Source organism: Streptomyces sp. NBC_00569, assembly GCF_036345255.1.
Lineage (GTDB): Bacteria > Actinomycetota > Actinomycetes > Streptomycetales > Streptomycetaceae > Streptomyces.
This window is the reverse complement of the sequence record NZ_CP107783.1, coordinates 2,069,027-2,095,931: the sequence shown is the minus strand read 5'-3', so window position 1 is coordinate 2,095,931 and position 26,905 is coordinate 2,069,027. Positions and strand designations below refer to the sequence as shown.

The following is a 26,905-nucleotide window of genomic DNA, read 5'->3' as shown; positions in this document are numbered from 1 at the left end:
CTTGGCCCTGACGTGCGTTAGAGGACGCCCATTGCTCCATACGAACTGATGCAGGTCTGCGCATGGGGGTTAGAGACCACAGAGCCCTCACGCTGCTTCGATCTCAGGCGCTGCTACCCCCGACGAAGACGTCGGCACTCATCAGACGACCCGGCGGAGAAACGGGAGGCGGAGCCGAGACCCGCGGCCGCGGTTGATGCCGTGCTACGCGGCCGCTGCTGGATCGTTCACATGGCAGCGGGCTGTCTGTTCGTGGTCCTCGAGGCAAGCTGCGTCGGGTGAGACACCTGACCGCACCGGGGTCGATGCGAGAGAGTCGAACGTGCACGGAATCAGGGCAGCGCCGGACCCGTCAAGAACTCCCAAACCGGCTCGTACACCCCACCTGGAATCCGTGACGGCAGCTCGTCGAACGGCACCCATACTGCCTCGGCAACCTCCCGCGGCGACGCCGCCCGAGCCGCACCCGACAGCCACCAGCAGCCGACATAGACGACCCGCAGACCCGTCACCGGATGCAGCCTCTCACCGATCACGGTGAGAGGCTCGACAAGTACCCCGGTCTCCTCCAAGGCCTCCCGCACAGCCGTCTCCTCATGCGACTCACCAGGCTCAACCTTGCCCGCTGGGAACTGCCAGACCAGACTCCCCTCGGGGACGGCGCGACGAACCAGCAGTACTTTGCCCTGATGGGCGACCACCGCACCGGAGATCGTCGGCTGTATCTGCAACCTCAACTCTCCTCTGAAACCAGGCCGTTCACCGAATGCCCCTCGACTGCAGACGGACATCATGCCGCCAGGAGTAACAAGCAGTACATCGAGAAGTGGCACTGGTGATAGCTCCTTGCCTGCCATGGAGGACCACGTCTTCAAAGCCGCATCTGGAAGGCATCCGAGAAGGGCGGGAAGCGCGTAAGCGACCCAGACATAGGGGGGGCCAACAAGAGGCCTTCGTAGGGAGATCCGCCCTGGACTGTCTCGTTCGGATCACCACGAGTAGGTCACCTCTGGTGGCTGAGTCGATGCTGTCGCCGAGGAGCTTTAAGTTTGCGTAGATTTACCCCGTGACCTACGACATCATGCTCGTGCGGGTGCAGCCGGGCCTGACGCTTCACGAGACGCTTGGCCGCCTCAACGCAGACTTTGATCCCGACGCTGACCTGCCCGAGCTCCGACTCCGGGCGGGGAGCGCGCAGGTGGGCCATGACATCGGCGAAGGCCGACATCCCCGTCTGTCCGGCGGTGAGAACGAACGCAAGGGGCCGACAACGGTCGTCGGCGGCGAGGTGGACCTTGGTGGTGAGTCCGCCGCGGGACCGGTCGATGGCGTAGTCGTCCGGCTCGCGGTCGGGACCCCCCTCGTCCACGAAACGGCCCAGCTCAGATCTTCGTCCGCGTCGGCCGGAGGCACCATGGGCCCCGGCCGTATGTTGGTGAGCCCGTACGATCGTGGACAAGGGCCGCATGCTCCTCTGCCGCTGTCGTCCGGATCGACTCGTGTGCAGTGGGGCAGTTGTTGATTCTATGTGTCATGAACTGACTGAGTGTGCAAAAGTGAATTGAGGTAGGGGAGCGGACCGGGTGACGGCAGGGGAGTGGGGGGCGTGCGCGGCGGGGGAGACAATGCGTTAGGCGGGGTGACGCAGTGGCCGCGCCACAGCTGACACGGACGCACCGCATACTCATCGGCGTGGTCGTCGCCGGTGCGGTGGTCATCGCCGGCATCGGTTTCGCGGGTTCGTACGCGGCCGTTCGCTCACTCGCGCTCCAGAAGGGGTTCGGGAACTTCAGCTATGTGTTCCCGATCGGCATCGACGCGGGTATCTGCGTCCTGCTCGCCCTGGACCTGCTGCTGACCTGGATCCGCATACCGTTCCCCCTGCTGCGCCAGACGGCGTGGCTGCTGACCGCGGCGACGATCGCGTTCAACGGCGCGGCCGCCTGGCCGGACCCCCTCGGCGTCGGCATGCACGCCGTCATCCCGATCCTGTTCGTCGTCTCGGTCGAGGCGGCGCGCCACGCGGTCGGCCGGATCGCGGACATCATGGCCGACAAGCACATGGAGGGCGTGCGCCTCACGCGCTGGCTGCTCTCCCCGCTGCCCACGTTCCTGCTGTGGCGCCGCATGAAGCTGTGGGAGCTGCGCAGCTACGAGGCCGTCATCAAGCTCGAGCAGGACCGTCTCGTCTACCAGGCCCGCCTGCACTCCCGCTTCGGCCGCGCCTGGCGCCGCAAGGCCCCCGTCGAGTCCCTGATGCCGCTGCGCCTCGCGCGCTACGGCGTCCCGCTCGCCGAGACCGCCCCCTCGGGCCTGGCCGCCGCCGGCATCGAACCCGCGCTGCTGCCAGCCGCACCGCAGCAGACAGCTGCGGAGCAAGAGTTGCCGATCGAAGCCGTAGAGGTTCCTACGGCAGAGTCTTCGAGTCCGTGGTTTGCCAAACAGTTGCCGGCGCACCAAGGCGAGACGGCGCATTTGATCGACTACTTCAGCGCCTATGAGGATTTCCTGGACGAGTATCAGGTGGCTCCGACGGTAGCTCAGTTCGCGCACTATCTGCGGGTCGAGCATGAGGCCGTCCAGGACGACGGCAGTCCGCTGTCGGAGGAGGAGCTGCTGCCGCTCCTGGCCGAATATGCAGCCAGGAGCGAGGCTAGCGTGGGTCGCCAGGACATGGGTGGCAGGGAAGGGGCGCTGGCTGAGGTGCCGGTCTCAGAGGAGACGTGGGCGGCGTTCTGCCGGGATGTGGCCCGTGCGTATGTCGAGGAGTTCGGCAACTCCCCTGATTCGGCAGCGCTCGCGCAGTACTTGCGAGAGCGCTACAACTTGGACGCTCCCGAGCCGCACCTGCTGCCCGCTGAGGTCGCAACGGAGCACCTCTCAGCTCCAAGCGCTGCGGAGTTGAATCCGGCCGCCGAGTTGGCGCGAGGCAAGACTCCGTCAGACGAGGTGCCAGTTCCTTCGCAACGGGACCGCGCGCAGATCGACGTAACCCTCGACACTTCCGCGGCAGATGACGATGGGGGTAACGAGGAGGAGCTTCCACGGCTCACGAATCCCGACCGGTACTACCTCGCCTACCAGCATTACGTGGACACCCACGGCACGGACCCCAAGGGTAGAGCAGCCTGGGAAGAGGTGGCCCAACAGGTCGCTGCATCCGGTGTCCTGGGCGACAAAGGACAGCCTGTCAGCCCCAGCACCCTGCGCCGATACGCACTGGAGCAGCGCATCTACCGCCGGTGGGCCGACGAATACGAGCGCCTGGGTGAACCTCCTACGTACGAGGCGCTACTGGATCGGCTCGCCCACGACGGCGTCAAATCTGGCAACCGGCAGCTGACCCTCGACGATCTACAGCGCGGCGAGCACCTCGCCTCTGGGTTCGAGCGCCGCTACGACGCGCTGCACAACCACAACTGACCGCAGGCGACAGTGATCTGCGGCCTCCTAGCCGATCAACACCCTGACCAGCTGCTGAGCCGTCGGCAGTTGTCAGTGTCGGTCATCAACGAGCGCCCTTCCACGCCCCCAGGAGGGCCCGGTCGGGAGCTTGTGCGTGAGCACCGCGTTGGGAGTGGGAGTTCGATCAGGGGCTCGTTCCGGCCGAAGCAGGACTGATCCGGCAGAGCAGGAAGCGGTCACATGGGTGCGCCTGTCGCTGCTGTCGTCCGACTTCGTTGATGTCTAAGATGGGTGTCAACCGCTGGCCAGTCTTGGGCTGTTCACTCCAGGAAGTAGGACCAGAACGGGATCTTGGCGTACTCGTGGATTTCCGGTGTTTGCGCCGGGCGGCCGAACTCGTGATGGAAGTAGTCGACCAGGTCGGTGCCGTAGTAGATGATGTCCGTCTGATACATCGACAACACGGGCGTGCCTGTGCGGTCTGGGTCCGCCAGGAGATAGCGGTGGGAGTAGATCGGCGTCATCGTCGGGACCTTGGCCAAGTGGGTACGAGCCAACGCCAAGGCGTCCTGGGTGCCCGCCGGCCGCGGATCCCACTCCGGATGCCAGAAGCCGTTGTGCTCCACGTCGAACAACACGCCGTCGACCGGCCGGGCCAACCGCTCCGCCAGATCCTTAGCGTCACCGTCGCGCCAGTCGGGCCAGCTACGGCCACCCGTAGGCAGTCCTGCGCCCAGGAGTGTCCTGTGCTCCGGCGCGAAACGGAACCCCCAGTGCTCCTCGACCTGGTCGAGCTCGCGCTCACTCATACCTCGCTTGATCTCGGCCCGGGCGGAGAACCTGGCGAGCAGCTCGTGGGCGTCTTCTGGGGTCAGCGGGTTCTCGGGGCTGATCGACTTCATACGTGGAACGGTAGGCGACCTGGGGGACGACAGGCAGAGCCTTTCGCTGTGATCTCAGCTTGGGAAGCTGGGGTGATCTGAGGCTGACTCGGCCGTTGAGCTGGTGAAACGAGGGATCACGGCCCGCGTTTGGAGCAGGGGCGTATGCCGCCATCCGACGTCGTTGATGTCGGCTGTGGATGTCAGAGCCTTCTGATCCGTAGCTCTACAGAGACCGCTCACAATTTTGGCACGCCTGTCGTCGGTAGCTGTGCTCAGCAGTCGTAGCGGTGGGCGTAGGGGAGTTCGGGGCACTGGCGACAGAAGAATATGTAGATGCCGCCGAGGTCTCCCATGACCATGTCCAGGTCTTCCTCCGGGGCGACGCTGAGCAGGTGTTCCATGCGGTGGCCGCGCTCGCAGGATGGCCAGTCGGGTGGCTGGTTCCAGGCCGGGTACCCGCCGACCTTGTTCTGCAGCGCACACGCCAACAGGGTGTACTCCATGCCGAAGCGCTCTTCCAGCTCCTCGATGCGGGGCTGCAGGGTCTGCCGAAGTTCCTGTGGCAGGTCCCAGTTCGGGTACTCCACCACCGAGGTGGGGGACACCGTGCACGGATTGGGCATGAACTCTTCTTCGTACTCGCCTTCCTGGGGGGCGGGTATCGCCTGGAGCATGCCGGAGGTGAGCACGTCGGCCTCGCTGCGCCAGTACAGACTCGGCAGGGCGGCGCACGCCTGGTCGTTGGGATGGATCAACGGACACCAGACCAGCTGGAGTACGTCCCTATCTTCGGGGAACGGCAGCTCGGGTACGTCGCGTGCGAAGAGCTGAACCACCGGGACCATGGGGACCGTCCCGGCCGGGTTCTTCTCGTTGGGCCACGCCCAGTGACCTGGTTGTCCGCACGAAGGCCAGGGTTCATCGATGGGCCAAAGCATGGGGCCGCCCAGGGAGCTCTCCTGGGCCTCGGGAGATCCGCTCTTCGGCAACAGCAGCGTCGTCCGCCGGCCGAGAACCGCGAGCTCAGGTATCAGGCCATCCAGGTCGTACAGCGGGCCAGTAAAGCTCTGCGTCACGGGCAGGGCCTCCTCGGATCAACAACGCAAACTTGTGGGCAAGCTACCTCCTGGCGCTCACACAGGACGCCAGGCAGATACCTGCCCCGAAGCTTCTTCTTGCCCTGGGTCTTGCCCGGGAACTTGGAAGCCTGCGTATTTGCAGCCCCGGGGCCCGATCGCGGCCGCCTGACTGGTCGTCGATGGTCGTTGTCGGCCGGTATTGAGCGGCTTCGGACGGCCCAGGCAACGGCCCGGCGGCGCGTCCGACGGCCTATGAGCTGATGGGCAACTCTCGTGCTCGCTGTCGTGCTTGAGCTCGTAGCTCCTTCAGCCGACTGTGGAACGCGTTATGGCGGTTCTGGTCGAGGTTCAGCGGGAGGTCGAGCTGAGAGATGAGCTGCGACTCCAGGTCCCATGGTTCGCTCCGCTCGATCCAACACACTTGCGCATTGCCCGCCATCCACTGGCTCAGTGTGGCTTCTTCCCTGCCGAAGGTCATCCGTTTGCCGCTGCCCACTCGACGCAGCTCGAGTCCGAGTAGGCAACCGAGGGTGAACCGCAGCGTCGAGCCGGCCGCGTTGCCCCGGTAGTGATAGCGCACGCGCTTGCGCAGGTTCTGGGTGCTGGTCCGGTTCGCCATGTATCGCGGGGCTATCCCGACGTACAACAGGCGCTCGGCATCCAGGCACGGATGGGGCGGCTGCTTGAAGTGCCAGCCGTAGACCCCTGCCGCCGCCGGGACAGGACTGGGACGCACCAAGACCTCCTGCGCCGACCACAACCGGCTGGGACTGACGAGAGCGGTAGCTTTCACGATGCCTCCAGTAGTGCCACGGCCGATCAGCACAAGCTGTGGGTCGACACCGACAGAGGCTCTTCGTGGCCTGCGTAGTCGCGCGACATCAGCCTGTGAAGCTAAGTTGATCTAGGGCCGAATCGGCCGCTGACCTGCGCCGAAGTGCGCCGACGATCTCCCGCCAGACTGATCCGGATCCCCGGTGTCCCCGTGGTTTCCCGGTTGACCTGATACGGCTGTGGCACGACCCTGAGTGGTGAGGCAGCCGAACCTCGTCCGCGCCTCGGGGGCGCGTCAAACCGTAGCAGAGGCAGCCAAGGCCGGATCCTGGCCGGAGCTGCGCAGTGCCTTGGCGACGAATCCGGAAGTTACCAGCTCGGTCACGAGGTCACTGACGAACCGTGCCGTCTTCGGACTTCGTCCGCGTGTGGTGCCGATGGCCTGCCGGATCGTCATGAACGCAGGTTCCAGCAGGCGTAGTTCGGCCCGCTGGGCAACATGCGCGGTCAATGGTTGGCGGATACCGGCCGCTACGTCCAGACCCTCGGCATGGAAGACGTCGACCCCCTCGTCGCCGCGAAGGACGGTGGCGTGGTGCAGGCCGCGGCTCAGGTAGAGGTCGTAGGCGGAGCCCTTCTTGACGCCGATGCGCACCCCGTCGCGGTCCACGTCTGCGGCGCAGGCGAACGCCGAGTTCGATGGTGCCGCGTACACCCCCTCGATGTGCACATACGGCGTGCTGAATGCGACTTCCTTTTCGCGGTCCGGATCCACGGCCAGGAAGCACAGGTCGGCGTGGCCCTCGGTCATCGCAGCGTACGACTTGCGGGCTGCATCGAAGCAGATGAACTGCACGGGCAGAGCCAGGCGTTCGGCAACCTCACGGGCAAGGTCGACAGTGATCCCGGACGGCTCGTCGGGGGTGCCCTGAGCGAGCACTGGATTGCCGAGGTTGATGGAGGCGCGCAGCACTCCAGTGGGGGCCAGGTCGTGCGCAAGATCTGCGTCTACGGGCGTCATGGCCTGAGCGTAGGTGGCTGTTGCTCAATCGTTCGTGGTCAAAGATTCAAGGGCAGGTAAGGAAGAGACGTCTGGGTGCGCATGTAGCGCTTTGAGACCGCCTCGTAGGTGCTGGTGAGAAGCCTGCTCAGCCCACCACCCAACCTCAGCTCCCATCCCGTCTGCCGTCGACCCGCACGCATGTGGAGCGGGCGTGGTTCATGCCGTCCAGGTGGAGCGCGCCACCGTACGAGCGACCTGGACACCAGGGCCGCCTTGCTCGGCTCTGCCTGGGTCGATGGCGTACGGGATGGGAGCACCCCGCGTACGCCGCTACGGACCCGCAGTCGGAAGCGGCGCCCTCTCCATCCCGGTGCCGGCCGATCCTCCGCCGGAGGCACCGTTTTGACCGTAGCCCACGTTCTGCGGTGATGGCCTCTAGGGGGTGTCTCTTCGATCAGGTAGTTCGTTGTCCTGGGCATGCTCAGCAGAGGGGATCTGACGGACGGCGAGTGGGCAGTGCTGGAGCCGCTGCTGCCGGTGAGCAACAACCGGTGCGGCCGGTGGCGAAACCACCGGCAAGTGATCAACGGCATCATTCATCGGCTCAGCACCGGGGTTCAGTGGCGTGAACTGCCCGAACGCTTCGGCTCATGGAAGACCGTCCACAAGCGGCATCTTCTGTGGTCGGCCGACGGCACCTGGGAGATGCTCCTTCAACACGTCCAAGCCGCTGCCGATGTCGAGGGGGACCTCGACTGGAACGTCAACGTCGACTCCACATCCGTGCGCGCCCACCAGCATGCCGCCGGTGCCCTCAAGAAGCCGCCGCCTGCCCCCGCCGGCTCCTCAAAAGGGGCGCCACGAAGATCAATTCACCTGCGCGCGAACATCACCCTGCGGCTCCGGCCGGAGGAGGCGGTGCGCCGGGCGAGGCTCTCGGCCGTTCCCGCGGCGGGCTGACCACCAAGATCCACGTAGCCGCGGAGGGCCGTTGCCGCCCGTTGTCCCTGCTCATCACGCCGGGGCAGCGGGCGGACTGCACTCAGTTCGAACCGGTCATGGACAAGATCCGCGTCCCCCGCACAGGAGTCGGGCGACCACGCCGCATCCCGGACAGCGTCTCCGCCGACAAGGCGTACAGCAACCGCACGATCCGTACTTACCTCCGCAAGCGCGGGATCCGGCACGTGATCCCCGAGAAGAAGGACCACAAGGCCGCCCACCTGCGACGGGGGTCACGCGGTGGACGCCCGCCGGGCTTTGACAAGGCGCGATACAAAGATCGCAACACGGTGGAGCGGACGATCAACAAGCTCAAGCAGTTCAGAGCGGTCGCCACCCGCTATGACAAGCGCGGATACGTCTTCCTCGGCACTGTCACCGCCGCCGCACTCCTCATCTGGCTCCGCTCATGACCGCAGCGACGAACTGATTGTTGCGCATCGTGCTCCGCCGCCGGGGGCCGAGGTGAGCGAAAACGGGTTGTGCCCGAGTAGATGATCAGCTTGGGCTCGTGCTCGTGACTGACTTGAACGATCTCATACGTCCGGACCGCTATCCGCGCTCCTCTGGCTATGACCCCGCCTGGTTGCTCAACCTCGACATGGGGCCGAACCCGCTGCGGCTGCTGGAAGACCTCGCCCGGGACCTTGATCTGCGCCCGGGGATGCGGATTCTCGACCTCGGCTCCGGCAAGGGCGCCACGTCGGTGTTCCTAGCCCGCGAGTACGGCGCCCAGGTCGTTGCGGCCGACTTGTGGATCGCCCCTGAGGACGCGGCAACCGTCTTCGCCGATGCGGGTGTCGGCGACCAGGTGACGGCCGTGCGAGCTGAGGCGCACACCCTGCCGTTCGAGGAGGAGACTTCGACGCCATCGTGAGCGTGGACGCGTTCGAGTGAGCTGGTCCCTCCCTCGGCGCCTGCCAGGCCAGGGCCGGCGCGGCCGATCCCGATCAATCTCTCCCGCGGTACGCCGAGCACGTCATACCCGGACCGGCGACCGCCGGGCTTTCCTGCACCTCACCATCTCGTACAGGAGTTGAATGTGCCGAGGAACATTCGCATCGCCAATCTCAACGCCTACAAGCTCAGCCCCACCACACGGAACACTCGCTCTTGGGCAGCGCGAGTCACCGCCATTCAGGAGATAGCTCCTGACATCCTCGCCCTGCAGGAGTTCATCCTCGACGAAAGCGGAACCGGCCGCGACCGCTGGGAGAGCGAAGCCGCCTCGCTTATCCAAGACCTGTCCGAAGAATGCGGCCTGAGTGCTTCCGTGCGCGTCAGCGCCGGCCATCCGCACGGCACGGCCATGGCGGCAAACTGGCACCGTCCACGGTGGACCGCGTTGATGTGGAACCCCCACACCGTCGATGTAGTCGAAGGGTCATACCGCCCCTTCGGCGCCCCCGATTATTGGCATGGCTGCACCACAGCCCGCTTCGACGTCGGAGCCAAAGTCCCGGTCCTCATAGCCAGCTACCACGGGGACCCCTTCCGACCGGACTACCGGTACAACGAGGCGCTCCGACTCAAGGGCACCATCTGTACGACGGGTGGTGTCCGGCCCGCCCTCTGCGTGGGGGACTTCAACTCGATCTGGATCAGGGCCCCCTCCCGACACCGTTGGGAAGTCGACTGGAGCGAATCCATCGACAAGCGGAGCTTCTCCGTGATCGCCGGAAGGACGACTACCAACTGACGGTCAGCTGGGACGCCACCCTCAAGTAGGTCTCCGGCCTCGGCCTCAGCCCCTGCGCCCGCTTCCCCGACCGCGCGCAAGAGGAGAGCATTCGCCGCCCTCACGTGGCATTTCGCTGGCGTGGGGTAGCCGGTCGTGGTGAGGTTCGGCCAGTCGAGGAGAGGAACGTCTTTCATGCGTGCTCGGAACATAGGCGCGTCAGCCGCCACGGCGTTGGCGCTGGTGGCCGCCCGCGACCTCGTGCAGAAGAAGCACGCACTGCTGAGGAACTTCCCCGTGCTGGGGCACGCCAGGTACTTGCTGGAGAAGATCGGCCCCGAGCTGCGGCAGTACGTCGTGACGTCCAACGACGAGGAACGGCCCTTCAGCCGTGACCAGCGCAGCTGGATCTACGCGTCGGCGAAGGAGGAGAACAACTACTTCGGCTTCGGCACCGACAACGACGTCGAGCATGAGCAGGGTCACGCGTACGTGAAGCAGCGCACGTTCGCCGGTCGGCTGCCCGATCTGCGCGACGCGCAGGCGCCGTTGCCCTCGGCAAAGGTGCTCGGCGGACCACGAGGCCGCGCGAAGGCGTTCCGTCCGGCGAGTGTCGTCAACATCTCGGCGATGAGCTTCGGCTCGCTGTCCGGCGCGGCCGTCACGGCACTCAACAAGGGTGCGGCGCTGGCCGGGACGATGCACAACACCGGCGAGGGCGGCCTGTCGCCTTACCACCTCAACGGTGGGGAACTCGTCCTCCAGATCGGTACGTCGTACTTCGGCTGCCGCAACAAGGACGGGACGTTCAACCTCGACAACCTCAAGTCCGTGGTCGCGAGCGGGCCCGTGAAGGCGATCGAGATCAAGCTCTCGCAGGGTGCGAAGCCGGGGCTCGGCGGCCTGCTGCCGGGTGCGAAGGTGACCGACGAGATCGCCGGGATCCGCGACATCCCCGCGGGCAAGGACTGCGCGTCGCCGTCGCGGCACACCGCGTTCCACGACGTGGACTCGATGCTTGACTTCGTGGAACTGCTCGCCACGGAGACCGGATTGCCCGTCGGGATCAAGAGCGCCATCGGGGAAATGGGCTTCTGGGAGGAACTCGCCACCCTGATGGAGCGAGGTGATCGAGGGGTCGACTTCGTGACCGTCGACGGAGGCGAGGGCGGCACCGGGGCTGCTCCCCTGATCTTCGCCGACTCGGTGTCCCTGCCGTTCCGCATGGGCTTCTCCCGCGTCTACAGCGTGTTCGCCGAGCGCGGGCTGACCGACGACATCACCTTCATCGGCTCCGGCAAGCTCGGCCTGCCCGAGAACGCCGTCGTCGCGTTCGCCCTCGGCGTCGACATGGTCAACGTGGGCCGTGAGGCGATGCTGTCCATCGGCTGCATCCAGGCGCAGAAGTGCCACACCGACGCATGCCCCACCGGCATCGCCACCCAGAACCCGTGGCTGACGCGCGGCATCGACGCACCCTCGAAGGCCATCCGGGCCGCGGGCTACCTGCGCACCCTGCGCAGGGAGTTGCTGAGGGTCTCGGGCGCCGTCGGCGTCGCCCATCCCTCGCTTATCACCCCCACCGACATCGACATCCTCAACGGCGACTACGACGCCCGCACCCTGGCGAGCGTCTACGGCTACAAGGACGGCTGGGGCTCGCTCGGCCCCAAGCTCGCCGATGAGATCACCGAGCTGCTCACTGCCTGAGCACGTCCTTGCCCCCTCGTCGGGTATGCGGAGATACGACTGCGGCCTGATCAGCACGCGACGTCACGAGTTTGCGCAGTCCTGTCCGGGGCGGTCCTCGGGGCGGGACGCTGCGCGCGAGGCGTGACAGCGGCCCGGGCAGCGCGGCCCGTACGGGAGTCGGGCCGCGCCGCGCGGGCGGGTCAGAGCGCCGAGTCGAGGTGCCCGAGGTGCTCGATGAGGTTCATGTTCTCGGCGTAATCCACCGGGCAGTTGATGATCGACACGCCCGGGTCCGCCAGTGCCTCACGGAGCGTCGGCAGCAGGTCCCCGGCGGACTCGATGTGGTAGCCCTTCGCGCCGAAGCTGCGGGCGTACTGGACGATGTCCGGGTTGCCGAAGTCGGTGTTGGAGTTCTCCCCGACCTCCAGGTCCATCTTCCACTTGATGAGCCCGTAGCCGTTGTCCTCCCAGATCAGCACGGTCAGCGGGATGTTCTCGCGGACAGCCGTCTCGATCTCCTGGGAGTGCATGAGGAACGAGCCGTCGCCGACCGCCGCCAGCACCTTCGTCTGCGGCCTGGCGAGCTGGACCGCGAGCGCGCCGGGCAGCGAGAAGCCCATGGTGGACAAGCCGTTGGAGATGAGGCAGGTGTTCGGCGCGTACGTCGGGTAGAGCCGGGCCATCCACATCTTCAGCGCGCCGGTGTCGACCAGCACGATGTCGTCGCGACCGAGCGCGGCGCGGGTGTCGGCGATGACGCGCTGCGGGGCGAGCGGGTAGCGCTCGTCCGCGGCGCCCTGCTCGAGTTCCTTGGCCAGCAGCGCGCGGGTGGCCGTGGTGTCCTCGTCGTCGATGGTCCACCGCAGGCCGTCGAGTGCGGTGGCGAGGGCGTCGAGGGAGGCGGCGATGTCGCCGATGATGCCGACATCGACCGAGTAGCTGTCGTCCACCTCCGCCGGGAAGCGGTGGATGTGGATGATCTTCTTGTCGCCGTCCGGGTTGATCCGGGACGGGTCGAACTCCTGCAACTCATAGCCGACGGCGATGATGACGTCGGCCTCCTCGAACCCGAAGTTGGTGTAGTCGCGCCGCATGAAGCCGAACGTGCCGGTCGCGCACGGGTGGTCGTCGGGCAGGACGCCCTTGCCGTGGAAGGTGGTCGCCGTCGACACGTCGAGTGCGGTGGCGAACGCCGCCAGCGACTCCTCGGCGCCGCCGCGCGCCGCGCCGTGCCCGGCGAGGATCACCGGCCGGCGGGCCTCCCGCAGCAGCTCCGCCGCCCGCTTGATCTGCCCCGGGGACGGCGCCTCGGGCTGCACGACGTTCCTGCGCAGCGGGCGCAGGTCCGAGCCGTCCGTCGCCTCGTCGACATCCTCGGGCACGGCGAGGTAGACGGCGCCGGGCCGCTCGGACTCCGCGGTCTTGAACGCGCGCCGCACCATCTCCGGGATGGCCCGGGTGGCCGGGACGTCCGCCGACCACTTCGTGACCGGCGCGAACATGCTCACCAGGTCCACGAACTGGTGGGACTCCTTGTAGTTGCGCTCCTTGCCGACCTGCGCGCTGATCGCGACGACGGGCGTGCTGTTCGTCATGGCGTCGGCGACGCCCAGCATCAGGTTGATCGCGCCGGGCCCCAGCGTCGCGGACATCACACCCGCCGAGCCGGTGAGCCGGCCGTGCATCTCCGCCATGAAGGACGCGGCCTGCTCGTGCCGGGTGAGGACGTAGCGGATCTTCTCCGAGCGGGCGAGGGCGTTGGTGAAACGGATGTTCTCCTCGCCGGGCACGCCGAACACCACCTCGACGCCCTCGTTCTCCAGGCAGCGCACCAGGAGTTCGGCCGCTCCGTCGGGGGTCTGCTTCCGGTGCTCGGCGTCGCTCACGCTGATCGTGTCCTCTCCCGGGTTTCGGCCGCGCCGATGGGCGGACCGGTCAGTCGTCTACCCCGGCCCACCGCTCGGACGCCTGCGGACCGGGTCTTACGAGCCAGACCCTCGGATTCTTGATCGCCGCCCAGCGTTCCTCGTCGTCAGAGACCGCAGCCAGGGTCTGGTGGGTGCTGGACGCCATTCCAGAGCATCGGTGCTGCTCAGGCCACCGGCTGGCCACCCACCGATACGACTTCAGGGTGTTGTAGGAACGTCAATTCGACGGGCCTGTGCAGGGCACCACGCGCATCGCCGTGCGGGCCTGCCGGATCGGCGGCATCGACATCGAGGCGGGGCAGAGGGTCGTCGCCTTGTTCGCGGCGGCCAACCGCGACCCGGCCGCCTTCGAGTGGCCGGACGACCTGGTGCTCGACCACTCCCCGAACCGTCACCTCGGCTACGGGTGGGGGCCGCACTCCTGCATCGGGACGACGGTCGCCCAGGCGGGCCTGCGCGCCCTGGTCGCGGCCCTGGCCGGGCACTCCGCCCGCCTGGAGGCCGCGGGCGACGGAGTGCGGCGGCGTACCGCGACCATGCGGGCCTTCGACTCGCTGCCCGCTGTCCTCCTTCCACCGTTGACCCTTTCGCCCACCTCTTGGAGTCCGCCGTGCGCATCCTGATCGGCAACCACATCGACCCCTCTATACGGGCGCGCGGCGACATGCGCGCCTGGACCCAGCGCCTGTTCTGGTTCGCCCGCCCCGGCGACCTTCTCGCCCTGTGCTACGAGCCGGATGCGGAGTTCGCCGACTATGCCCTGGCTCACACCGGCCTGCGGCGCGAGGACCTGACCGTGCTGGCCGTTCCGCCCGGCGTATGGGGAGAGAAGCTGCTCGATCCCTCCTGCCTGACCGCGCCCGCGTTCCTCGACCGGGTGCGCGCCGCGCTCGGCCCGTCCGGGGCCGACGCGGTGGAGGAGGTGTTCGCGCTGTGGCCGTCGGCCGCCGTGGCGCGGTTCGCCGCCGCGGTGAGCGCGGCCGACCGGTATCTCGGCGCGGCGTTCTTCGCGCAGGGTGGCGTACTTCGGAACGGCGGACGGCTACCTGCCCTACCTGACGCGATTCCTCCGCCCTGGCGGACATCTGGCGATGGCGACTCCCGCCATGACACGGGAGGTCCGTGAGCTCGGAGCCATCCCACCTCACATCAAGAAGGTGGTCGGCTGGGAGGCGATTGCCTGGCACACGGCGGAGTGGTGGCGCTTTCAGTGGGCGATCACCGAGCTCGTGGAGGTCACCTCCGCGTGGTTGCCGCAAGACGCCTGGCGGGACTGGCTGTTGTGGGCCCGGGCAGCAGCCGAGCACACGCCCGACGGCCGGAGCGCGAACCAGCCCGTCATCGACATGCTCACCACAGACGGCGGAGAATTCCTCTCCTTCGCTCTGATAACTGCACGTAAGAACTGCGCAGACTTCACGCCGCCGGCAATTCTGTCTCTCCGATCGTGATCGGAGAGACAGAACCTAGCCTCGTGTGAGGGCTTTGACCTCCGGAGGCAGGCTGCCATCGTGTTGGACGGCGAGGAGCATGATCTTGTCCGAGGTGTACCGCATCGCGATGGCGATACGTGGATTCAAGCCGTCGACGGCATAGGCCGTGGTCGGTTCGGGCCTTGCGGCATCGTCGTTGTGGCCCGGTGTGTCATTGCAGGGCGGGAACTCGGCGGGGCCCAGTGCTTTGCCCACGGTGAAGTCGACGTTGACCACCTGCGTATAGGTGCGGCCCCCGTACCTGGCAGCGATCGCGCATGACCCTTGGGCCTCCCCGCCACCGCCCTGTGCTGAACAGGCAGTCGTCAGCGCGGCTACGACCATGACCATGCCTGAGTACAGCGGCAGCCGCCGCGACCGCCTCGTCATGTCGGCGTCGCGGCGGCGTGAAATTCTGATTCGCATCCGTTGGCTCCTTCTGGAGCGTGCGCGCTCCGTCTCACCGGGCGCCGCTGAACCCAGGGGGAGTTCGGACCCCGGGCGCGTCTCCCGATCGATTCATGAACATGACGGAGTTCGGGGCGAACTGGTTCGTTCCGCTTTCGGTGACGCGTCCTCCTCACATGACCCAAACGAGAGACCCTAGCCATCGCTCATTGCGGTTCAGGGCGTCGAAGAGGGGCGGGCGACGGGAGGGGATCGCCGCCAATGCGTCACAGTTAGCCGCGAGGCCGGACCCGTGCCGCGATGATCTTCGCGACGCGGTCGGGAGTGATTTCGGCGGTGTCGATGACCTCGGCTGCCCTGTGAAGCCAGGACAGGGACTGCCGATAGTCGGCGAGATGGTCAAGACGCCACTGGCGGGCAGTGATGCTCTTCGCCTTGGTGTCAGTCTCGATGCGTTCCACCAGCGTGTCCTGGTCGGCATGCAGCAGGAAGTGGTGCACCGGGATCCCGGCCTGGGTCAGGCCGGTATGGATCTCCTGCCAGTACTGCTCGACCAGAACCGTCTGGGTGACTACCAAGGTGCCGCCGACGTAGTCGAGCACCTGCCGGGCGGTCTCCACGACGAGTCCCCGCCACGGAGGGAAGTCCTGGAAGTCCCGCTCTGGCACCCCCAGGACGTGCCAGAGCATCTCCCCGACCTTTTCAGCATCGAAGAGCCGGGAATCTGGGATCCGAGAGGTCAACTCCTTCGCCGTGGTGGTCTTTCCCGCCCCGAACGTCCCGTTCAACCAGATGATCACCGGCCCGACCCTACGTGCGACCGCTCCTTACGTGTCTTGGATGAGGCACCTTTCACCGGATTCCTCTGAGGATGCCCGGGCCTTCAGGCCGGGGAGGAATCGGATGCCTGCGGAGTAGGGCAGGGGAAGGTGATTCGCCGGCTGGGCGGATCGGTGTCCACCCGTCGTGGTGGTGAGGCAGCCCTCGTTGGATCAGAGCTCTCAACTGTCAGTCCTCCCGGATAGGTTGCTGTTGATGACGATCGAGGCGCAGGAGACGGCGGGTGTTGGGCATGCCCGCTTCACGTTCCGTCTTCGTGTGTCGTCCACCGCGGCTGGTGCTCTCGAAGCGGAATGGGCGCGGTGCCGGTGGTTGTGGAATGAGTGCTGTGCCCGCTCGAAGAGGGCGCACGCCGAGAACGAGAAGTGCGGTCCGGCCCGGCTGGACAAGATGCTGACCCAGGCGCGTGCCTGCATGGGCTGGCTGCGCGAGGGCTCCAGCGTTCCTCAGCAGCAGGTGATACGCGATTTCGCGAAGTCGCGGGCGAAGGCGCTGAAGGACATCAAGGCCGCTGTGCCGGTGCGGCAGCGGGCCGGGATGCCCAAGTACAAGAAGAAGCACCAGGACGACTTGTCGCTGAACTACACCCGGCGGGGTTTTCGGCTCAAGGACGGCCGCCTGCACCTGGCAGGCGGCATCGCCGTGACGGTCGTGTGGTCGCGTGCCCTTCCCGAGCCACCCTCCAGCGTCCGCGTCTTGCGCGACAGCACCGGAGCTTGGTACGCGTCTTTCGTCGTGGCGAGCATGCCCGAGACACTGCCGAAAACCGGCCGGGTGATCGGGATCGACTGGGGTGTGAAGGAGACCGCGACCACCACCAGCGACGACCACGACCTTGCCCACCCGCAGCACGGGAAGAGGGCCGCCCAGCGCTTGGCGCACTATCAGCGGATGATGTCCCGGCGTAAGCCGAAGCGTGGATGCGCCGGATCGAAGGGCTACCGCGAGGCGAAGCGGCAGACGGCGAAGCTGCACAAGAAGGTGGCCCGGCAGCGTCAGGACACCGCCCGCAAGTGGGCCAAGAAGGTCGTCCGTGACCATGACGCCCTGGCCGTGGAGGACTTCCGGCCGAAGTTCCTCGCGAAGTCCACCATGGCCAAGAAGGCCGCTGACGCGGCGATCGGCGCGACGAAGACAGCCCTGGTCGAGATGGGCCGTAAGCACGGCCGGTCCGTGCACCTGGTGCACCCGGCGCACACCACGATGGACTGCGCAGACTGCGGAGCGAGAACCAAGCACGCGCTGCCTCTCTCAGAACGAACGTATACGTGCACCACGTGCGGGGTGTCCCGGCCTCGGGACAAAAACTCAGCCCGTGTGATGCTCGTCCGGGCTGGTCTCTGTCCCGGCTAGTGCTGATCGTGTAAGACCTGCATCCCTGCCAGGGATCAGGCGACGTGAGCTAGGAATCCCCCTGCTTTAGCTGGGGGAGGTTTCAAAGGATCAACCGCCTGAGGACAGAAGTGGGGCCGACCTGAAGCCCGCCCTACCCCGCTCAGCAAACGCGCAGGACGCCCGCAAGCACCTCGGTCCGAGCCTCGTCCCCTGCGTGGCCTGCGGCACCCCGGCCCGCTCCACCCGCATCATCGACACCCCAGAGCATGGCCGGCGGTAGCTCGATCTCTGCCGGGACTGCATGCTCGCCACCGTCGACCGCAGCCGGCCGACCGTGCCGCTCGCCGACACTTTGACCGTACTGCGCGATGCTGCCCGCGAGGCCGGCGTCGCCCTGACCGTCCTCGTCGACGAGCTGCCGCCGCGGCCGTGACACAGTGCTCGGGTGGATGATCCGGAGCACTACCGCCTGACCCTCACCTCCGACGGAGCCGTCGTGATGCAGGACTGGTGGCCTGACCGCGCGATCGGAGAGCGAAAGTTCCTCTCCTGGATCGGCAGCTACAGCGCCGTAGCGGACGCGCGCATCGTCCTCACGGAGCGGGGCGACGACGGGGAGGAGCGCGTCCTCCAGCGGTGGCCCAGTGACGAGGCATAGACCTCGCCTCTGTCGGTGCCTGCTCCAGGGTGGTCCGTCTGGATGGCGCAGGGTGACTGGCCGGGGCGACGCACGGTTGTCAACGGCGACCGGGGGACAGGCAGCAGCCGGTCCCACCCCCTCCAGTACCCGTAAGGACCCCCACGTGAGGCTCACCCGGACCATCGCCATGATCGGTGCTGCCGCCACGGCAGCCATCTCCCTCGGTGCCAGCGCCGCGCACGCCCAGGACGATGGCAGCCTGGTGTCACTTTCCAGCGCCCCATCGCTCACGCTCGCCTGCTTCCCGGCCGGTCAGGTCGGCCAGGGCAACACCTTCACCGGAACCCAGAACGTCAGCTGCAGCCAGAGCGCCACGCAGTCCAACCCCACGCCCCCGCCCATCGGCGGCGGCAATGGTGGTGCGACGTCGTCCCGGATCGTGCGCAGCAGCGCGGTCCCTGTGCCCGCCAACGGAACGGCGTTCATTGCGGCGTACTGCGCTACCGGAGAGGTCGCAACCGGGGGCGGTTACAACGTCATGCCCGTCGACGCCAATGTGAGTGTCACCTTCTCGACGCCCGGCGACGTCAACGGCGACGGCCGTGCAGACGCATGGGGCGTGAATGTTCACAACAACACCGCTGAGCAGGTGTCGGTTTCGGCATCCGTCATCTGCTCGGCAGACTCAGCCACGCCGCAAGGCTGACGGCGCGATATCCGCGCCTGCGGGCTGCAGTGCAACGCCCGCCCCTTCGCGGCGAATTCCAGGGGCGGGCGCTTTGCGGTCAGGCCGCTTCGGGTTCGGGGTGGCGGACGAGGCGCTTGAGCGCCATCTCGACATCGATCCGCGGTTCCCCGTCCTCAGCGGCGAAGACAGTCACCGCCTGCTATGCGGCGAACGTAGTGTTCACGGTCAGGGCGCCGGCCTGGATCTGCTCCCAGACGGCACGTTCCAGCGCGATGAGGTCGTGGGGGAAATCGATTGCTGCCACCTCCCGAGATGTTAAGCGGGCGACACCGAGCTGCCAGTCTCGGCCTGCGGGCAGGCGGTTACGCCCCAGAGTTCTTCGTCAGGCAGGTGAAGTACACGGCCCCTGCCCATCCCGTCCTGTCCGTGAAGCTGAGAACAGCGGGCCTTGCAGGGGGTGTGCAGTCGGGTGCCACTGTGGACCAGGCGCCGTTCCCCGCGGGGTCATACGGGAGTAGGTAAGTGCACTGGTACGCCGGGACGTTGGAGAGCAGGATCGCGTCTCTCGTGCTGCCGCTACCACTGCCCGTGTACACGAGGCAGTACGTCGTGGACGGGTCGCCTCCTGTCGCAGGGGCCTGGATAACCTGCACCTGTTCGAGCTGAGATTCCTTCGTCGCCTCGACCGATGGCGAGGGCTCGGTCCACGGCGTCACGGACGGCATCGTCATTGCGGACCGTGGCGCCCCTTGCCCTTTCGCCGTCGACTCCGAGCCCGCATGGGTGCTCGCCGCTGGCGGGCGGTCTCCTGCCCAGCGGACTGCGCTGACCCCGATTAGCGCCCCAATCAGCCCGAAGGAGACGATCGCGGAACCCCAAAGGAATGCCTGCCGTCGCCTCGACATGGGCGCGGCCGAACGTAGTTTGACGATGGGGATGTTGTCGAGGGTGTCGCCGTTGTGGAACCGGGCGAGGTCGTCCTCGTCAGGGCGTGGCCGTTGACTGGTCATCATGTCCCCCTGGTGCTGCAGCGCGAGGAGGAGAGTTTCCCGCGTTGGCGCGGCCCTTGCGGGCGCATGGGGCAACAGGTGCGTAACGGCTAAGGCGGTGTCCTACATGGTGAGGCTGGGTAGTGCTCCTCAACATGGGTCAGGGGACGTGGAGTTGGATTGTTCCGGACGGGCTGTGGGAGATCGCCAGGCCGTTGATTCCGGCGGATCGGGTGCGGCCGCAGGGTGGCGGAAAGCAGAACACGCCTGATGAGACGCTGTTCGCCGCGATCATCTACGTACTGGTCAGCGGTTGCGCCTGGCGGGCGCTTCCGCCCTGTTTTGGGGTGTCGAAGTCGACGGTGCACCGGCGGTTCATGATCTGGTCGAGAGCCGGTGTGTGGGGTCGACTGCACGAGGCGGTTGTGCACCGACTGGACGATGCCGGCCTCGTCGATGTCTCCCGTGTCGTGCTGGACTCCGCGCACGTGCGGGCAAAAAAGTGCCCCTATGGTTTTGGTCAAGCAGCGGTAGTGGGTGGAGCCTCGTAGAACGTGCCGTCCCGGAGCATGGTCCTGGCGGCGTCCGCGATGATCGCGGCGTCCCGGGCGTCGGTCTTCGACTCACCGGGGTAGAGGTCGGCGATCCGCCGCATCGTCAGCCCCGGAAGGTAGGCGACACGACAGCTAACATCTCGTGCGACGGCCAGCGGCAGTGCCCCGATCGAGGCTGGTTGGTCCACCACGACCAGTATGGTTCCGTGCCTGGCCTGCAGTTTCGTGAACAGCTCACGCAGCCTAGGCTCACTGTTGGGCAGCGGCTTGTCGAACACCTTCTTGCCCGCCGGAGTCAGTGCGGTGCCGTGATGCTCACCCTTGCCGACGTCCAGACCGAGGTAGACATCGATCTCGCTCTCGTCGCTCACATGCCCCTCCCAAGCAGCCTCTTCCCGGCCTTGCCTGCGGCATCAGCATGCCGGCATCCACGTTACGAAGGCCTGCCCATCCAGCGAGTGCGGATAGAGCGGTCATGCCCCTGATCAGCGGTCTGCCAATGCCTCCGGCCCGGTGACACCACTTTTTCGACCATGATCGACAAGGGGCAACAGTCATGCCGGACCCGGAGGCCGGGAGCCCCATTGCGGGACCACGAAAACGGTAACGGGGGCGAACACACAGGTCCGAGCCCCGTGGACGGGGCAAGCCGGGTTCCAAGATGCACGTCCTGTCGGACGCGAACGGACTGCCCCTCATCGTCGGTCTCTCCGCCGCCAACGTCCACGACAGTCTCGCGCTGAAACCCATGGTCGAGGGTCACCATACGAGACATGACCCCTACCGCGGACGCTACTTCAAGCCACAACGCCTTCACGCCGACAAGGCCTACGACATCCCTCACCTGCGGCGATGGCTCTGGGGCAAGCACATCGGGGTCCGCATCGCCCGCAAGGGCGTCGAGTCCAGCGATCGATTAGGGCGCCGCAGGTGGGTGATCGAACGGACGATGTCGTGGCTGACGGGCTACCGCAGACTCAGCCCCCGTTACGAGCGCCAACCCGCAAACTACCTCGCCTTTCTCGGCCTCGCCGCAGCCCTCTGCTGCTACAAACGGCACCTCAAACTCACCATGTAGGACACGGTCTTAGTGATGATGTCAGTGCCGGGGAGGGGTGCTGTCGCACCAGGTTCGCTGACCGAGTCGGTGCAGTACTCCTGCAGCCGGGCTGATCCGGTGTTGCGCAGGATGATCGGGCCATGGCCGGGGTACTTGACTACGCCGTGCTCGGCGTCGGTCTGCTGGGGCGTAGGGCACACGGCCCCGAGGCGGTTCGGGACTTCGGGCAGGCCCAGCTCCGCGGCGACGCGCCTGATTGCTTCGATGTTGGTGCCCAACGGCGGCTTGTCGAGGTTGATCACCTGGACGCGTCACGGGCGGGCTGCCCTTGTGCCGGCCCGACGGCCGCCAGCCGTTACGCCACCTCATACCGGTCCGCCCGCAGATGCCTACAATCCGGCATGCTTCCGCGCTACTCACCCCCTGGGCCATAAGCCGGAAGTATTCCTCCCGCTCACGGACCAGGATCCGGCGCCCCTGTGGCTTCCGATCCTTCCGGATCTCGAACGTCATCGCACCCCTTGAGCTGGGGTGTTGCGACGACCACTAGAACGGAAGTTAATCCGGGGGAGGAGTCATGGTGCCGGCCTGGACCGACGTCGCCGCGCGGGCCCGCGTGCGGACGGCTTCCGGCTCCAGGTTTGGACCGCGGCGGGCCGGTTACGGTCGGGGCATGGAGAACGTACTGCGCCCGGTGATCGTCGTCGGCGGCTCGGTCGTGCTCACGCTGCTCGTCGGGTGGGCCGTGGACCGGCTGCTGCGACGCGCGGACGGCCGGCACCACGAGACCCCGCTGTGGGGGCTGCTCCGTCGCGGCCGTGTCCCTTTCCAACTCGTTCTGTGCACCGCCATGCTCAGAGGGTCCTACGCGCAGGCCAAGCTGCTGGAGGAGCACTCCATCGGCATCGGCCGGATCCTGACGCTGACGCTCATCGGCTCCACGGCCTGGCTGGTGGTGCGCATCGCCGCCGCCGTCGTGGAGACCTCGTACACCCGCTACGCGACCGCGCACCGCGACCCCGCCCGGGTCCGCCGGGTCCGCACCCAGGTGTCGCTGATCCAGCGGGTGGTGTCCGCGATCGTCGGTGTGGTCGCGGTCGCCGCGATGCTGCTCACCTTCCCGGCGATGCGGGCGGCCGGCGCCTCGCTGCTCGCGTCGGCCGGCGTCCTCGGCATCGTCGCCGGTGTCGCCGCACAGTCCACGCTGTCGAACCTCTTTGCCGGGCTGCAGATCGCCTTCGGCGACATGGTGCGCCTCGGCGACACGGTCGTGGTGGACGGCGAGTGGGGCACCGTCGACGAGATCACCCTGACCTTTCTGACGGTACGGACCTGGGACGAGCGGCGGATCACGATGCCCGTCTCTTACTTCACCTCGAAGCCGTTCGAGAACTGGTCGCGTGGCAGCGCCCAGATGACCGGCATCGTCTTCTTCCACGTCGACCACTCGGCGCCGGTGGAGGCCATGCGCGAGAAGCTGCGCGACATCCTGCGCGAGTGCCCGGCCTGGGACGGACGCGACTACGGGCTCGCCGTCACGGACTCCACTCCCAACACCATGCAGGTGCGCGCCCTGGTCACGGCCAAGGATGCGGACGACATCTGGTCGGTGCGGGTCACGGTCCGTGAGCGGATGATGCGCTGGCTGGCCGAGGACCACCCCTACGCGCTCCCCCGCGTCAACATGGCCGGCGCGGCGCCGCCTCCGGGCAGGACGCTGCGGAGCCGGCGCCGCGACCAGGACGGCGCCGCGACCCACTCCTTCGAGCCTTCACGCACAGGCACGGGTCGCGGCTAGCCCCATGCCGAGGCCGCCACGGCCCCGCCACATCGCCGACTGCGCACCCCACGGCAGAGTCCAGCCGCCCGGCGAACTGCCCGTCGTCGATGAGGCCGGGAAGGCGCTGGCCACCTACATCGTCTCGACGCAACCGGTTCCGGAAGTCCGCGTGGGCTATCTCCAGATCCGCCCGTGATCTCGCTGCCGCCGGAGCTGGCCCGGGGGGGTACCCGGTGGAACTCGGAGACCATTGCCACCTCGGCAAGCCTGGGCTTGAGCATCGCGATGTCTGCGGCCCGCGTCGGTCCGGCGTGACTGTGGTGGACGATCTGGGTGTCCTCGCTGCCGGCACCGTGGCCTGCTTGGTCGCCGACCGCCGGCTGCGCACTTGAGCGACTGAGGAGCTCCGCAGCGCCCCGCCATCGCACCCCCGGGTGGCGGGGCGCAGGCATGCAGTCCAGTGCGACGGCTCCTAGGCTGTGCCTTCTCGGGGCCCGTCTCGGAGGTTCGTCATGCCCCACGCTGTTTGGTCGGGAGCCATCTCATTTGGCCTGGTCACGATCCCTATCCGCGTGACGACCGCGACCGAGGATCACAGCATCCGCTTCCACCAGTACCACCTCGAAGACCAGGGCCGGATCCGCACGCGGAAGTACTGCGAGATCGAAGAGCGCGAGGTCTCCATGGCGGAGATCGGCAAGGGCTACGAGGTCTCCAAGGACACACTGATCGCGGTCACCGACGAGGACCTCGCCAACCTGCCGCTGACCACAGCGAAAGCCATCGAGATCGTCGCGTTCGTGCCGTACAGCGACATCGACCCCATCCGTATCGGTGAGGGGTACTACCTCGAGCCCGATGGCCAGGTCGCCACCAAGCCGTACACCCTCCTGCGCAAGGCCCTGGAGCGGAACTCGAAGTCTGCCGTCGCCCGGTTCGCGTGGCGCGGGCGGGAACGCCTCGGCCTGCTGCGAGTCAAGGAGAACGCGATCGTTCTTCACTCGATGCGCTGGCCGGACGAGATCCGCTCCTCCGAGAGTCTGGCCCCGCCGGCCGTCGACGTCCCCGAAGAAGAGATCAAACGGGCGCTCGCCCTCATGGACGCCCTCTCCAGCGACGACATCCCCGCCGACGCCGCAGTCGACCGGTACACGGAGGCGATCTCCGACCTGATCACTGCCAAGGAGAAGGGCAAGACACCGCAGCGCGCCGACGAGACGGAGGCGCCGCCCGCGGCGGTAGTCGACCTCATGGCCGCGCTGAAGGAGTCCGTGCAGAAGGCCAAGGCATCCCGCGGTGAGGGCGAGCACGCGATGGTCCATGAGATGCCGAACAAGAAGGCAACGGCCAAGAAGGCGCCCGCACATAAGGCGCCAGCGAAGAAGACGGCTGCAAAGAAGACGGCGGCGCGAAAGCCGAAGCGTTCCGCCTAGCACCAGTCCGATGGGTCGGCGAAGCTTCTCGGCACATGATTGTTTGCTGATCCGGAGCGTGCTGGTCTTTAGCGAGGCAGGCTGGCCACCCCGATGGACCGATCCGCACGGAGCGCGAGGTGATCGCGGCATGAGCGAGACTCCAGAGGAGCAGCGGCAAGAGCGCCGCATGCCGCGCCAGGAGGGCGCCCGGCAGCGGCGACGCTTGGCCTCGCGGCTCACCGGGTGGGCGGTCCTGCTTATTGCTCTGGCCGTCGTGGCGTGGGCATCCGTGCACTCTTGAGCGCAGACGAGTCTGGGCGGAGGGCGGACTCTCCGCCACTTGGTCTGTAGGCTCCGGGCGGCGGGCGTAGCGCAGTGGTCGACGCGCGCGGTCTCCAAAATCGCGAGGACGCCGGTTCGAATCCGGCCGCTCCGCCCCTTCTCAAGCTGCTTGGTAGTGGTGCGGCTTGCCACCGCGCCACTTCACCCACTACGGATTGTCGAGCAGCTCCTCCGCATCCGTCAGGCCCGCACGGTGCAGGGACTCGATGACGTCGCCGTCCGAGTACGCGAGGCCGAGGATCTGCCCGTACGACCACCCGCCGGCCGCCCGACCCGTACGGCCAGTGCACGATAATCGGTGCGACCTCCATAGCTCCACGGTCACCCGAATGGCCGAGCCACGCATGCGGCAGCAAGCTCGGTCGCGCGAGGATCGCAGAGAGCCCCGCCCGGAGTTCTCCCCCTCTTCCAGCCCGGGCGGGCTCTGTCAGTCGTACCCGGATGGCACCATCCGCTCCCGAACGCCCCGATGGATACGGCGTTCGGCAGCGCCTTCGTCAGCCCTTTGCACACGCCTGGCCCGGTCGGCTCGACATGCAGGTCGAACCTCGAAGTGGCCCAAGGTTTTGCCATGAAAATGGACCATCCCTCTGGGCTGTTCCGCTCCTAAGGTCGGAGACATGGCGACGAGCGCATAGCAGTCCGGCGGACGCAGTCCAGATCGGCCGGCCGCGCCGTATCACCCGGCCGAGGGGATCTCGATCGGGCTTTCCATACCCGCAACAGTTCTACCAAAGAGACAAATGACCGAGGAGGCCATTCCCATGAAAGCGATCGTGGTGACGGACCAGGCTGCGGGAACGGCCGGGATGACGCTGGTGGAGCGGCCCGAGCCGCTCGCATCGATCAACGACGTCATCGTTCAGATTCATGCGTCGGGTTTCGTCCCGACTGAGATGGAGTGGCCATCGACCTGGACCGATCGCGCCGGCCGTGACAAGACACCGTCGATCCCCGGCCACGAGCTGGCCGGAGTGGTCACCGCCCTCGGCTACGGCACGACGGGGCTGTCGGTCGGGCAGCGAGTGTTCGGCCTCGCCGACTGGCACCGTGACGGCACCCTGGCGGAGTACGTGGCGATCGAAGCACGCAACCTCGCACCGCTGCCCGGCGACGTCGACTTCACGGTAGGCGCGTCCCTGCCCATCTCAGGTCTGACCGCGTGGCAGGGGCTGTTCCAGCACGGCCGCCTTCAGTCTGGCCAGACCGTCCTCGCCCATGGCGCGGCCGGGGCCGTCGGGACGATGGTGACCCAGCTCGCACGTGAGGCCGGCGCTTACGTCATCGGCACCGGACGCGCCGCCGACCGTGAGAAGGCACTCGACTTCGGCGCGCACGAGTTCCTCGACCTTGAGAATGACGCGCTGAAAGACGTCGGCGACGTCGATCTGGTCTTCGATGTCATCGGTGGCGACGTTCAGAAGCAGTCCGCTGCCCTGATCAAGGCTGGAGGAACGCTGGTGTCCATCGTCGGAGCGGTCGAGGCGCGACCCGCTGAGGGCCTGGCGGTGGACTTCGTTGTCGAGGCCGATCGTGCCGAACTGGGTGAGATCGTGCAGCGGGTGCGGGACGGACGGCTGCGGACGAACATCGGTGACGTCTCGCCCCTCGACAATGCCGTCGCCGCCCTCAACCCGACCGAGCGACGCAAGGGAAAGACGATCATCCGCGTTCGTCCGTGAGGACTCGGGGACGGTGACCGGCCCTGCTCGCTGGTGCCAGGCTCAAGGCCGCATCGCGATGCCGCTCGTCGCCCCTTCACCTTCCGCACGTCTCTCGGCGTCGAGACCAGCCGCCACGTCCGCCAGGCACGACAAGCTGGCGGTCCGCTACGAGGCAACCGTGCTGGTCGCGGCCATCAACGAGTGGCTGTGACCGCACGCTCGCACCGGTCTTTCGTTGACCCTTTGCCGAGAAACCGATGGGCCAGCTACGTT

27 protein-coding genes, 1 tRNA gene and 7 pseudogenes are annotated in these 26,905 nt (G+C 67.0%); 21 read left to right on the top strand and 14 right to left on the bottom strand.

Going from position 1 to position 26,905, the window contains the following annotated elements:
* Positions 1 to 332: 332 nt before the first annotated feature.
* Complete coding sequence (locus tag OHO83_RS09670; protein WP_330279214.1) at positions 333 to 857, bottom strand: NUDIX hydrolase; 525 nt, start codon at positions 855 to 857, stop codon at positions 333 to 335.
* 371 nt (positions 858 to 1,228) lie between these two features.
* Positions 1,229 to 1,456, bottom strand: a pseudogene (locus OHO83_RS46970) (IS5-like element ISMt1 family transposase); the annotation flags it as partial.
* Between the two features lie 191 nt (positions 1,457 to 1,647).
* Between OHO83_RS46970 and OHO83_RS09660 the strand changes: the two are divergent.
* Positions 1,648 to 3,423, top strand: coding sequence for a DUF2637 domain-containing protein (locus OHO83_RS09660; protein WP_330279213.1), 1,776 nt, complete (start codon positions 1,648 to 1,650; stop codon positions 3,421 to 3,423).
* A 302-nt stretch (positions 3,424 to 3,725) separates the two neighbouring features.
* Here the strand turns inward: OHO83_RS09660 and OHO83_RS09655 are convergent, their stop codons facing one another.
* The 4 genes from OHO83_RS09655 to OHO83_RS09640 all read right to left on the bottom strand — a co-directional run bounded on the left by OHO83_RS09655 (position 3,726) and on the right by OHO83_RS09640 (position 7,115).
* Complete coding sequence (locus OHO83_RS09655) at positions 3,726 to 4,307, bottom strand: hypothetical protein (protein WP_330279212.1); 582 nt, start codon at positions 4,305 to 4,307, stop codon at positions 3,726 to 3,728.
* Positions 4,308 to 4,561: 254 nt separating this feature from the next.
* The gene (locus OHO83_RS09650; RefSeq protein ID WP_330279211.1) at positions 4,562 to 5,365 is read right to left on the bottom strand and encodes a DUF1963 domain-containing protein; all 804 of its coding nucleotides are present in this window, start codon (positions 5,363 to 5,365) and stop codon (positions 4,562 to 4,564) included.
* Between the two features lie 253 nt (positions 5,366 to 5,618).
* Positions 5,619 to 6,161 (bottom strand): GIY-YIG nuclease family protein, encoded by a 543-nt coding sequence (locus tag OHO83_RS09645; RefSeq protein ID WP_266676038.1) that lies wholly within the window; start codon positions 6,159 to 6,161, stop codon positions 5,619 to 5,621.
* Positions 6,162 to 6,437: 276 nt separating this feature from the next.
* Complete coding sequence (locus tag OHO83_RS09640; RefSeq protein ID WP_330279210.1) at positions 6,438 to 7,115, bottom strand: transporter substrate-binding domain-containing protein; 678 nt, start codon at positions 7,113 to 7,115, stop codon at positions 6,438 to 6,440.
* A gap of 507 nt (positions 7,116 to 7,622) precedes the next feature.
* Here OHO83_RS09640 and OHO83_RS09635 point away from each other — a divergent pair.
* The 4 genes and pseudogenes from OHO83_RS09635 (at position 7,623) to OHO83_RS09620 (ending at position 11,535) form a co-directional block, all read left to right on the top strand.
* Positions 7,623 to 8,560 (top strand): annotated as a pseudogene (locus OHO83_RS09635) (IS5 family transposase).
* A 98-nt stretch (positions 8,561 to 8,658) separates the two neighbouring features.
* Positions 8,659 to 9,024, top strand: a complete 366-nt coding sequence (locus OHO83_RS09630; protein ID WP_266676042.1) for an SAM-dependent methyltransferase — start codon at positions 8,659 to 8,661, stop codon at positions 9,022 to 9,024.
* A 165-nt stretch (positions 9,025 to 9,189) separates the two neighbouring features.
* Positions 9,190 to 9,846 carry an endonuclease/exonuclease/phosphatase family protein gene (locus OHO83_RS09625; protein ID WP_330279209.1) on the top strand — a complete coding sequence of 219 codons (657 nt, stop codon included), beginning with the start codon at positions 9,190 to 9,192 and terminating at the stop codon, positions 9,844 to 9,846.
* A 174-nt stretch (positions 9,847 to 10,020) separates the two neighbouring features.
* Positions 10,021 to 11,535 carry an FMN-binding glutamate synthase family protein gene (locus OHO83_RS09620; protein WP_266676046.1) on the top strand — a complete coding sequence of 505 codons (1,515 nt, stop codon included), beginning with the start codon at positions 10,021 to 10,023 and terminating at the stop codon, positions 11,533 to 11,535.
* A gap of 182 nt (positions 11,536 to 11,717) precedes the next feature.
* On the opposite strand, the gene OHO83_RS09615 is transcribed toward OHO83_RS09620, so the two are convergent.
* Both OHO83_RS09615 and OHO83_RS09610 read right to left on the bottom strand, forming a co-directional pair.
* Positions 11,718 to 13,403 (bottom strand): acetolactate synthase large subunit, encoded by a 1,686-nt coding sequence (locus tag OHO83_RS09615; RefSeq protein ID WP_266676048.1) that lies wholly within the window; start codon positions 13,401 to 13,403, stop codon positions 11,718 to 11,720.
* A 49-nt stretch (positions 13,404 to 13,452) separates the two neighbouring features.
* Positions 13,453 to 13,629, bottom strand: a complete 177-nt coding sequence (locus OHO83_RS09610; protein ID WP_266676050.1) for a DUF6192 family protein — start codon at positions 13,627 to 13,629, stop codon at positions 13,453 to 13,455.
* Between the two features lie 49 nt (positions 13,630 to 13,678).
* On the opposite strand from OHO83_RS09610, the gene OHO83_RS09605 reads away from it, so the two are divergent.
* The 3 genes from OHO83_RS09605 to OHO83_RS09595 are packed head-to-tail and all read left to right on the top strand — an operon-like array spanning position 13,679 to position 14,896.
* Complete coding sequence (locus tag OHO83_RS09605) at positions 13,679 to 14,068, top strand: cytochrome P450 (protein WP_266676052.1); 390 nt, start codon at positions 13,679 to 13,681, stop codon at positions 14,066 to 14,068.
* Positions 14,056 to 14,571: a hypothetical protein gene (locus OHO83_RS09600; protein WP_330279208.1), complete on the top strand. Its 516-nt coding sequence runs from the start codon at positions 14,056 to 14,058 to the stop codon at positions 14,569 to 14,571. Before OHO83_RS09605 ends, OHO83_RS09600 begins: the two co-directional genes overlap by 13 nt.
* Positions 14,552 to 14,896 (top strand): hypothetical protein, encoded by a 345-nt coding sequence (locus OHO83_RS09595; protein ID WP_266676056.1) that lies wholly within the window; start codon positions 14,552 to 14,554, stop codon positions 14,894 to 14,896. Before OHO83_RS09600 ends, OHO83_RS09595 begins: the two co-directional genes overlap by 20 nt.
* Positions 14,897 to 14,911: 15 nt before the next feature.
* Here OHO83_RS09595 and OHO83_RS09590 read toward each other — a convergent pair whose 3' ends face one another.
* Both OHO83_RS09590 and OHO83_RS09585 read right to left on the bottom strand, forming a co-directional pair.
* Complete coding sequence (locus tag OHO83_RS09590) at positions 14,912 to 15,343, bottom strand: DUF6281 family protein (protein ID WP_330279207.1); 432 nt, start codon at positions 15,341 to 15,343, stop codon at positions 14,912 to 14,914.
* A 254-nt stretch (positions 15,344 to 15,597) separates the two neighbouring features.
* Positions 15,598 to 16,125, bottom strand: coding sequence for an AAA family ATPase (locus tag OHO83_RS09585; protein WP_266676060.1), 528 nt, complete (start codon positions 16,123 to 16,125; stop codon positions 15,598 to 15,600).
* Positions 16,126 to 16,360: 235 nt separating this feature from the next.
* Here OHO83_RS09585 and OHO83_RS09580 point away from each other — a divergent pair.
* The 5 genes and pseudogenes from OHO83_RS09580 to OHO83_RS09560 form a co-directional block, all read left to right on the top strand.
* Positions 16,361 to 17,588 (top strand): annotated as a pseudogene (locus OHO83_RS09580) (RNA-guided endonuclease InsQ/TnpB family protein).
* Between the two features lie 213 nt (positions 17,589 to 17,801).
* A complete protein-coding gene (locus OHO83_RS09575; RefSeq protein WP_266676954.1) occupies positions 17,802 to 17,933 on the top strand; it encodes a hypothetical protein in 132 nt (43 codons plus the stop codon).
* Positions 17,934 to 17,945: 12 nt separating this feature from the next.
* Positions 17,946 to 18,158, top strand: a complete 213-nt coding sequence (locus tag OHO83_RS09570) for a hypothetical protein (RefSeq protein WP_330279206.1) — start codon at positions 17,946 to 17,948, stop codon at positions 18,156 to 18,158.
* Between the two features lie 145 nt (positions 18,159 to 18,303).
* Complete coding sequence (locus OHO83_RS09565) at positions 18,304 to 18,846, top strand: hypothetical protein (RefSeq protein ID WP_266676958.1); 543 nt, start codon at positions 18,304 to 18,306, stop codon at positions 18,844 to 18,846.
* Between the two features lie 1,126 nt (positions 18,847 to 19,972).
* Positions 19,973 to 20,320, top strand: a pseudogene (locus OHO83_RS09560) (transposase); the annotation flags it as partial.
* A gap of 65 nt (positions 20,321 to 20,385) precedes the next feature.
* Here OHO83_RS09560 and OHO83_RS09555 read toward each other — a convergent pair.
* Positions 20,386 to 20,742, bottom strand: a pseudogene (locus OHO83_RS09555) (IS110 family transposase); the annotation flags it as partial.
* A 237-nt stretch (positions 20,743 to 20,979) separates the two neighbouring features.
* Between OHO83_RS09555 and OHO83_RS09550 the strand changes: the two are divergent.
* A pseudogene (locus tag OHO83_RS09550) lies at positions 20,980 to 21,449 on the top strand (IS5 family transposase); the annotation flags it as partial.
* Here the strand turns inward: OHO83_RS09550 and OHO83_RS09545 are convergent.
* Together OHO83_RS09545 and OHO83_RS46965 are read right to left on the bottom strand one after the other, a co-directional pair.
* Entirely contained in the window at positions 21,419 to 21,733 is a 315-nt protein-coding gene (locus OHO83_RS09545) for a hypothetical protein (protein ID WP_330279205.1), read from the bottom strand. The pseudogene OHO83_RS09550 and the gene OHO83_RS09545 overlap by 31 nt on opposite strands.
* Positions 21,732 to 21,944: pseudogene (locus OHO83_RS46965) on the bottom strand (helix-turn-helix domain-containing protein); the annotation flags it as partial. The gene OHO83_RS09545 and the pseudogene OHO83_RS46965, both read right to left, overlap by 2 nt.
* A 160-nt stretch (positions 21,945 to 22,104) precedes the next feature.
* Between OHO83_RS46965 and OHO83_RS09540 the strand changes: the two are divergent.
* From OHO83_RS09540 to OHO83_RS09520, 5 genes are all read left to right on the top strand, one after another.
* Positions 22,105 to 23,229, top strand: coding sequence for a mechanosensitive ion channel family protein (locus OHO83_RS09540; RefSeq protein WP_266676964.1), 1,125 nt, complete (start codon positions 22,105 to 22,107; stop codon positions 23,227 to 23,229).
* Between the two features lie 4 nt (positions 23,230 to 23,233).
* Entirely contained in the window at positions 23,234 to 23,407 is a 174-nt protein-coding gene (locus tag OHO83_RS09535) for a hypothetical protein (RefSeq protein WP_330279204.1), read from the top strand.
* A gap of 316 nt (positions 23,408 to 23,723) precedes the next feature.
* Positions 23,724 to 24,644 carry a non-homologous end joining protein Ku gene (gene ku / locus OHO83_RS09530; protein WP_330279203.1) on the top strand — a complete coding sequence of 307 codons (921 nt, stop codon included), beginning with the start codon at positions 23,724 to 23,726 and terminating at the stop codon, positions 24,642 to 24,644.
* A 130-nt stretch (positions 24,645 to 24,774) separates the two neighbouring features.
* A complete protein-coding gene (locus OHO83_RS09525) occupies positions 24,775 to 24,927 on the top strand; it encodes a hypothetical protein (RefSeq protein WP_330279202.1) in 153 nt (50 codons plus the stop codon).
* Positions 24,928 to 24,987: 60 nt separating this feature from the next.
* Positions 24,988 to 25,063: transfer RNA gene (locus OHO83_RS09520), tRNA-Trp, on the top strand.
* Positions 25,064 to 25,116: 53 nt separating this feature from the next.
* Here the strand turns inward: OHO83_RS09520 and OHO83_RS09515 are convergent.
* Entirely contained in the window at positions 25,117 to 25,314 is a 198-nt protein-coding gene (locus OHO83_RS09515) for a hypothetical protein (RefSeq protein WP_330280842.1), read from the bottom strand.
* A gap of 418 nt (positions 25,315 to 25,732) precedes the next feature.
* Here OHO83_RS09515 and OHO83_RS09510 point away from each other — a divergent pair, with 418 nt between their 5' ends.
* Entirely contained in the window at positions 25,733 to 26,650 is a 918-nt protein-coding gene (locus OHO83_RS09510; RefSeq protein ID WP_266680102.1) for an NADP-dependent oxidoreductase, read from the top strand.
* A gap of 13 nt (positions 26,651 to 26,663) precedes the next feature.
* On the top strand, positions 26,664 to 26,843 hold the full coding sequence (locus OHO83_RS09505) for a hypothetical protein (protein WP_330279201.1): 180 nt from the start codon (positions 26,664 to 26,666) through the stop codon (positions 26,841 to 26,843).
* Positions 26,844 to 26,905: the final 62 nt, after the last annotated feature.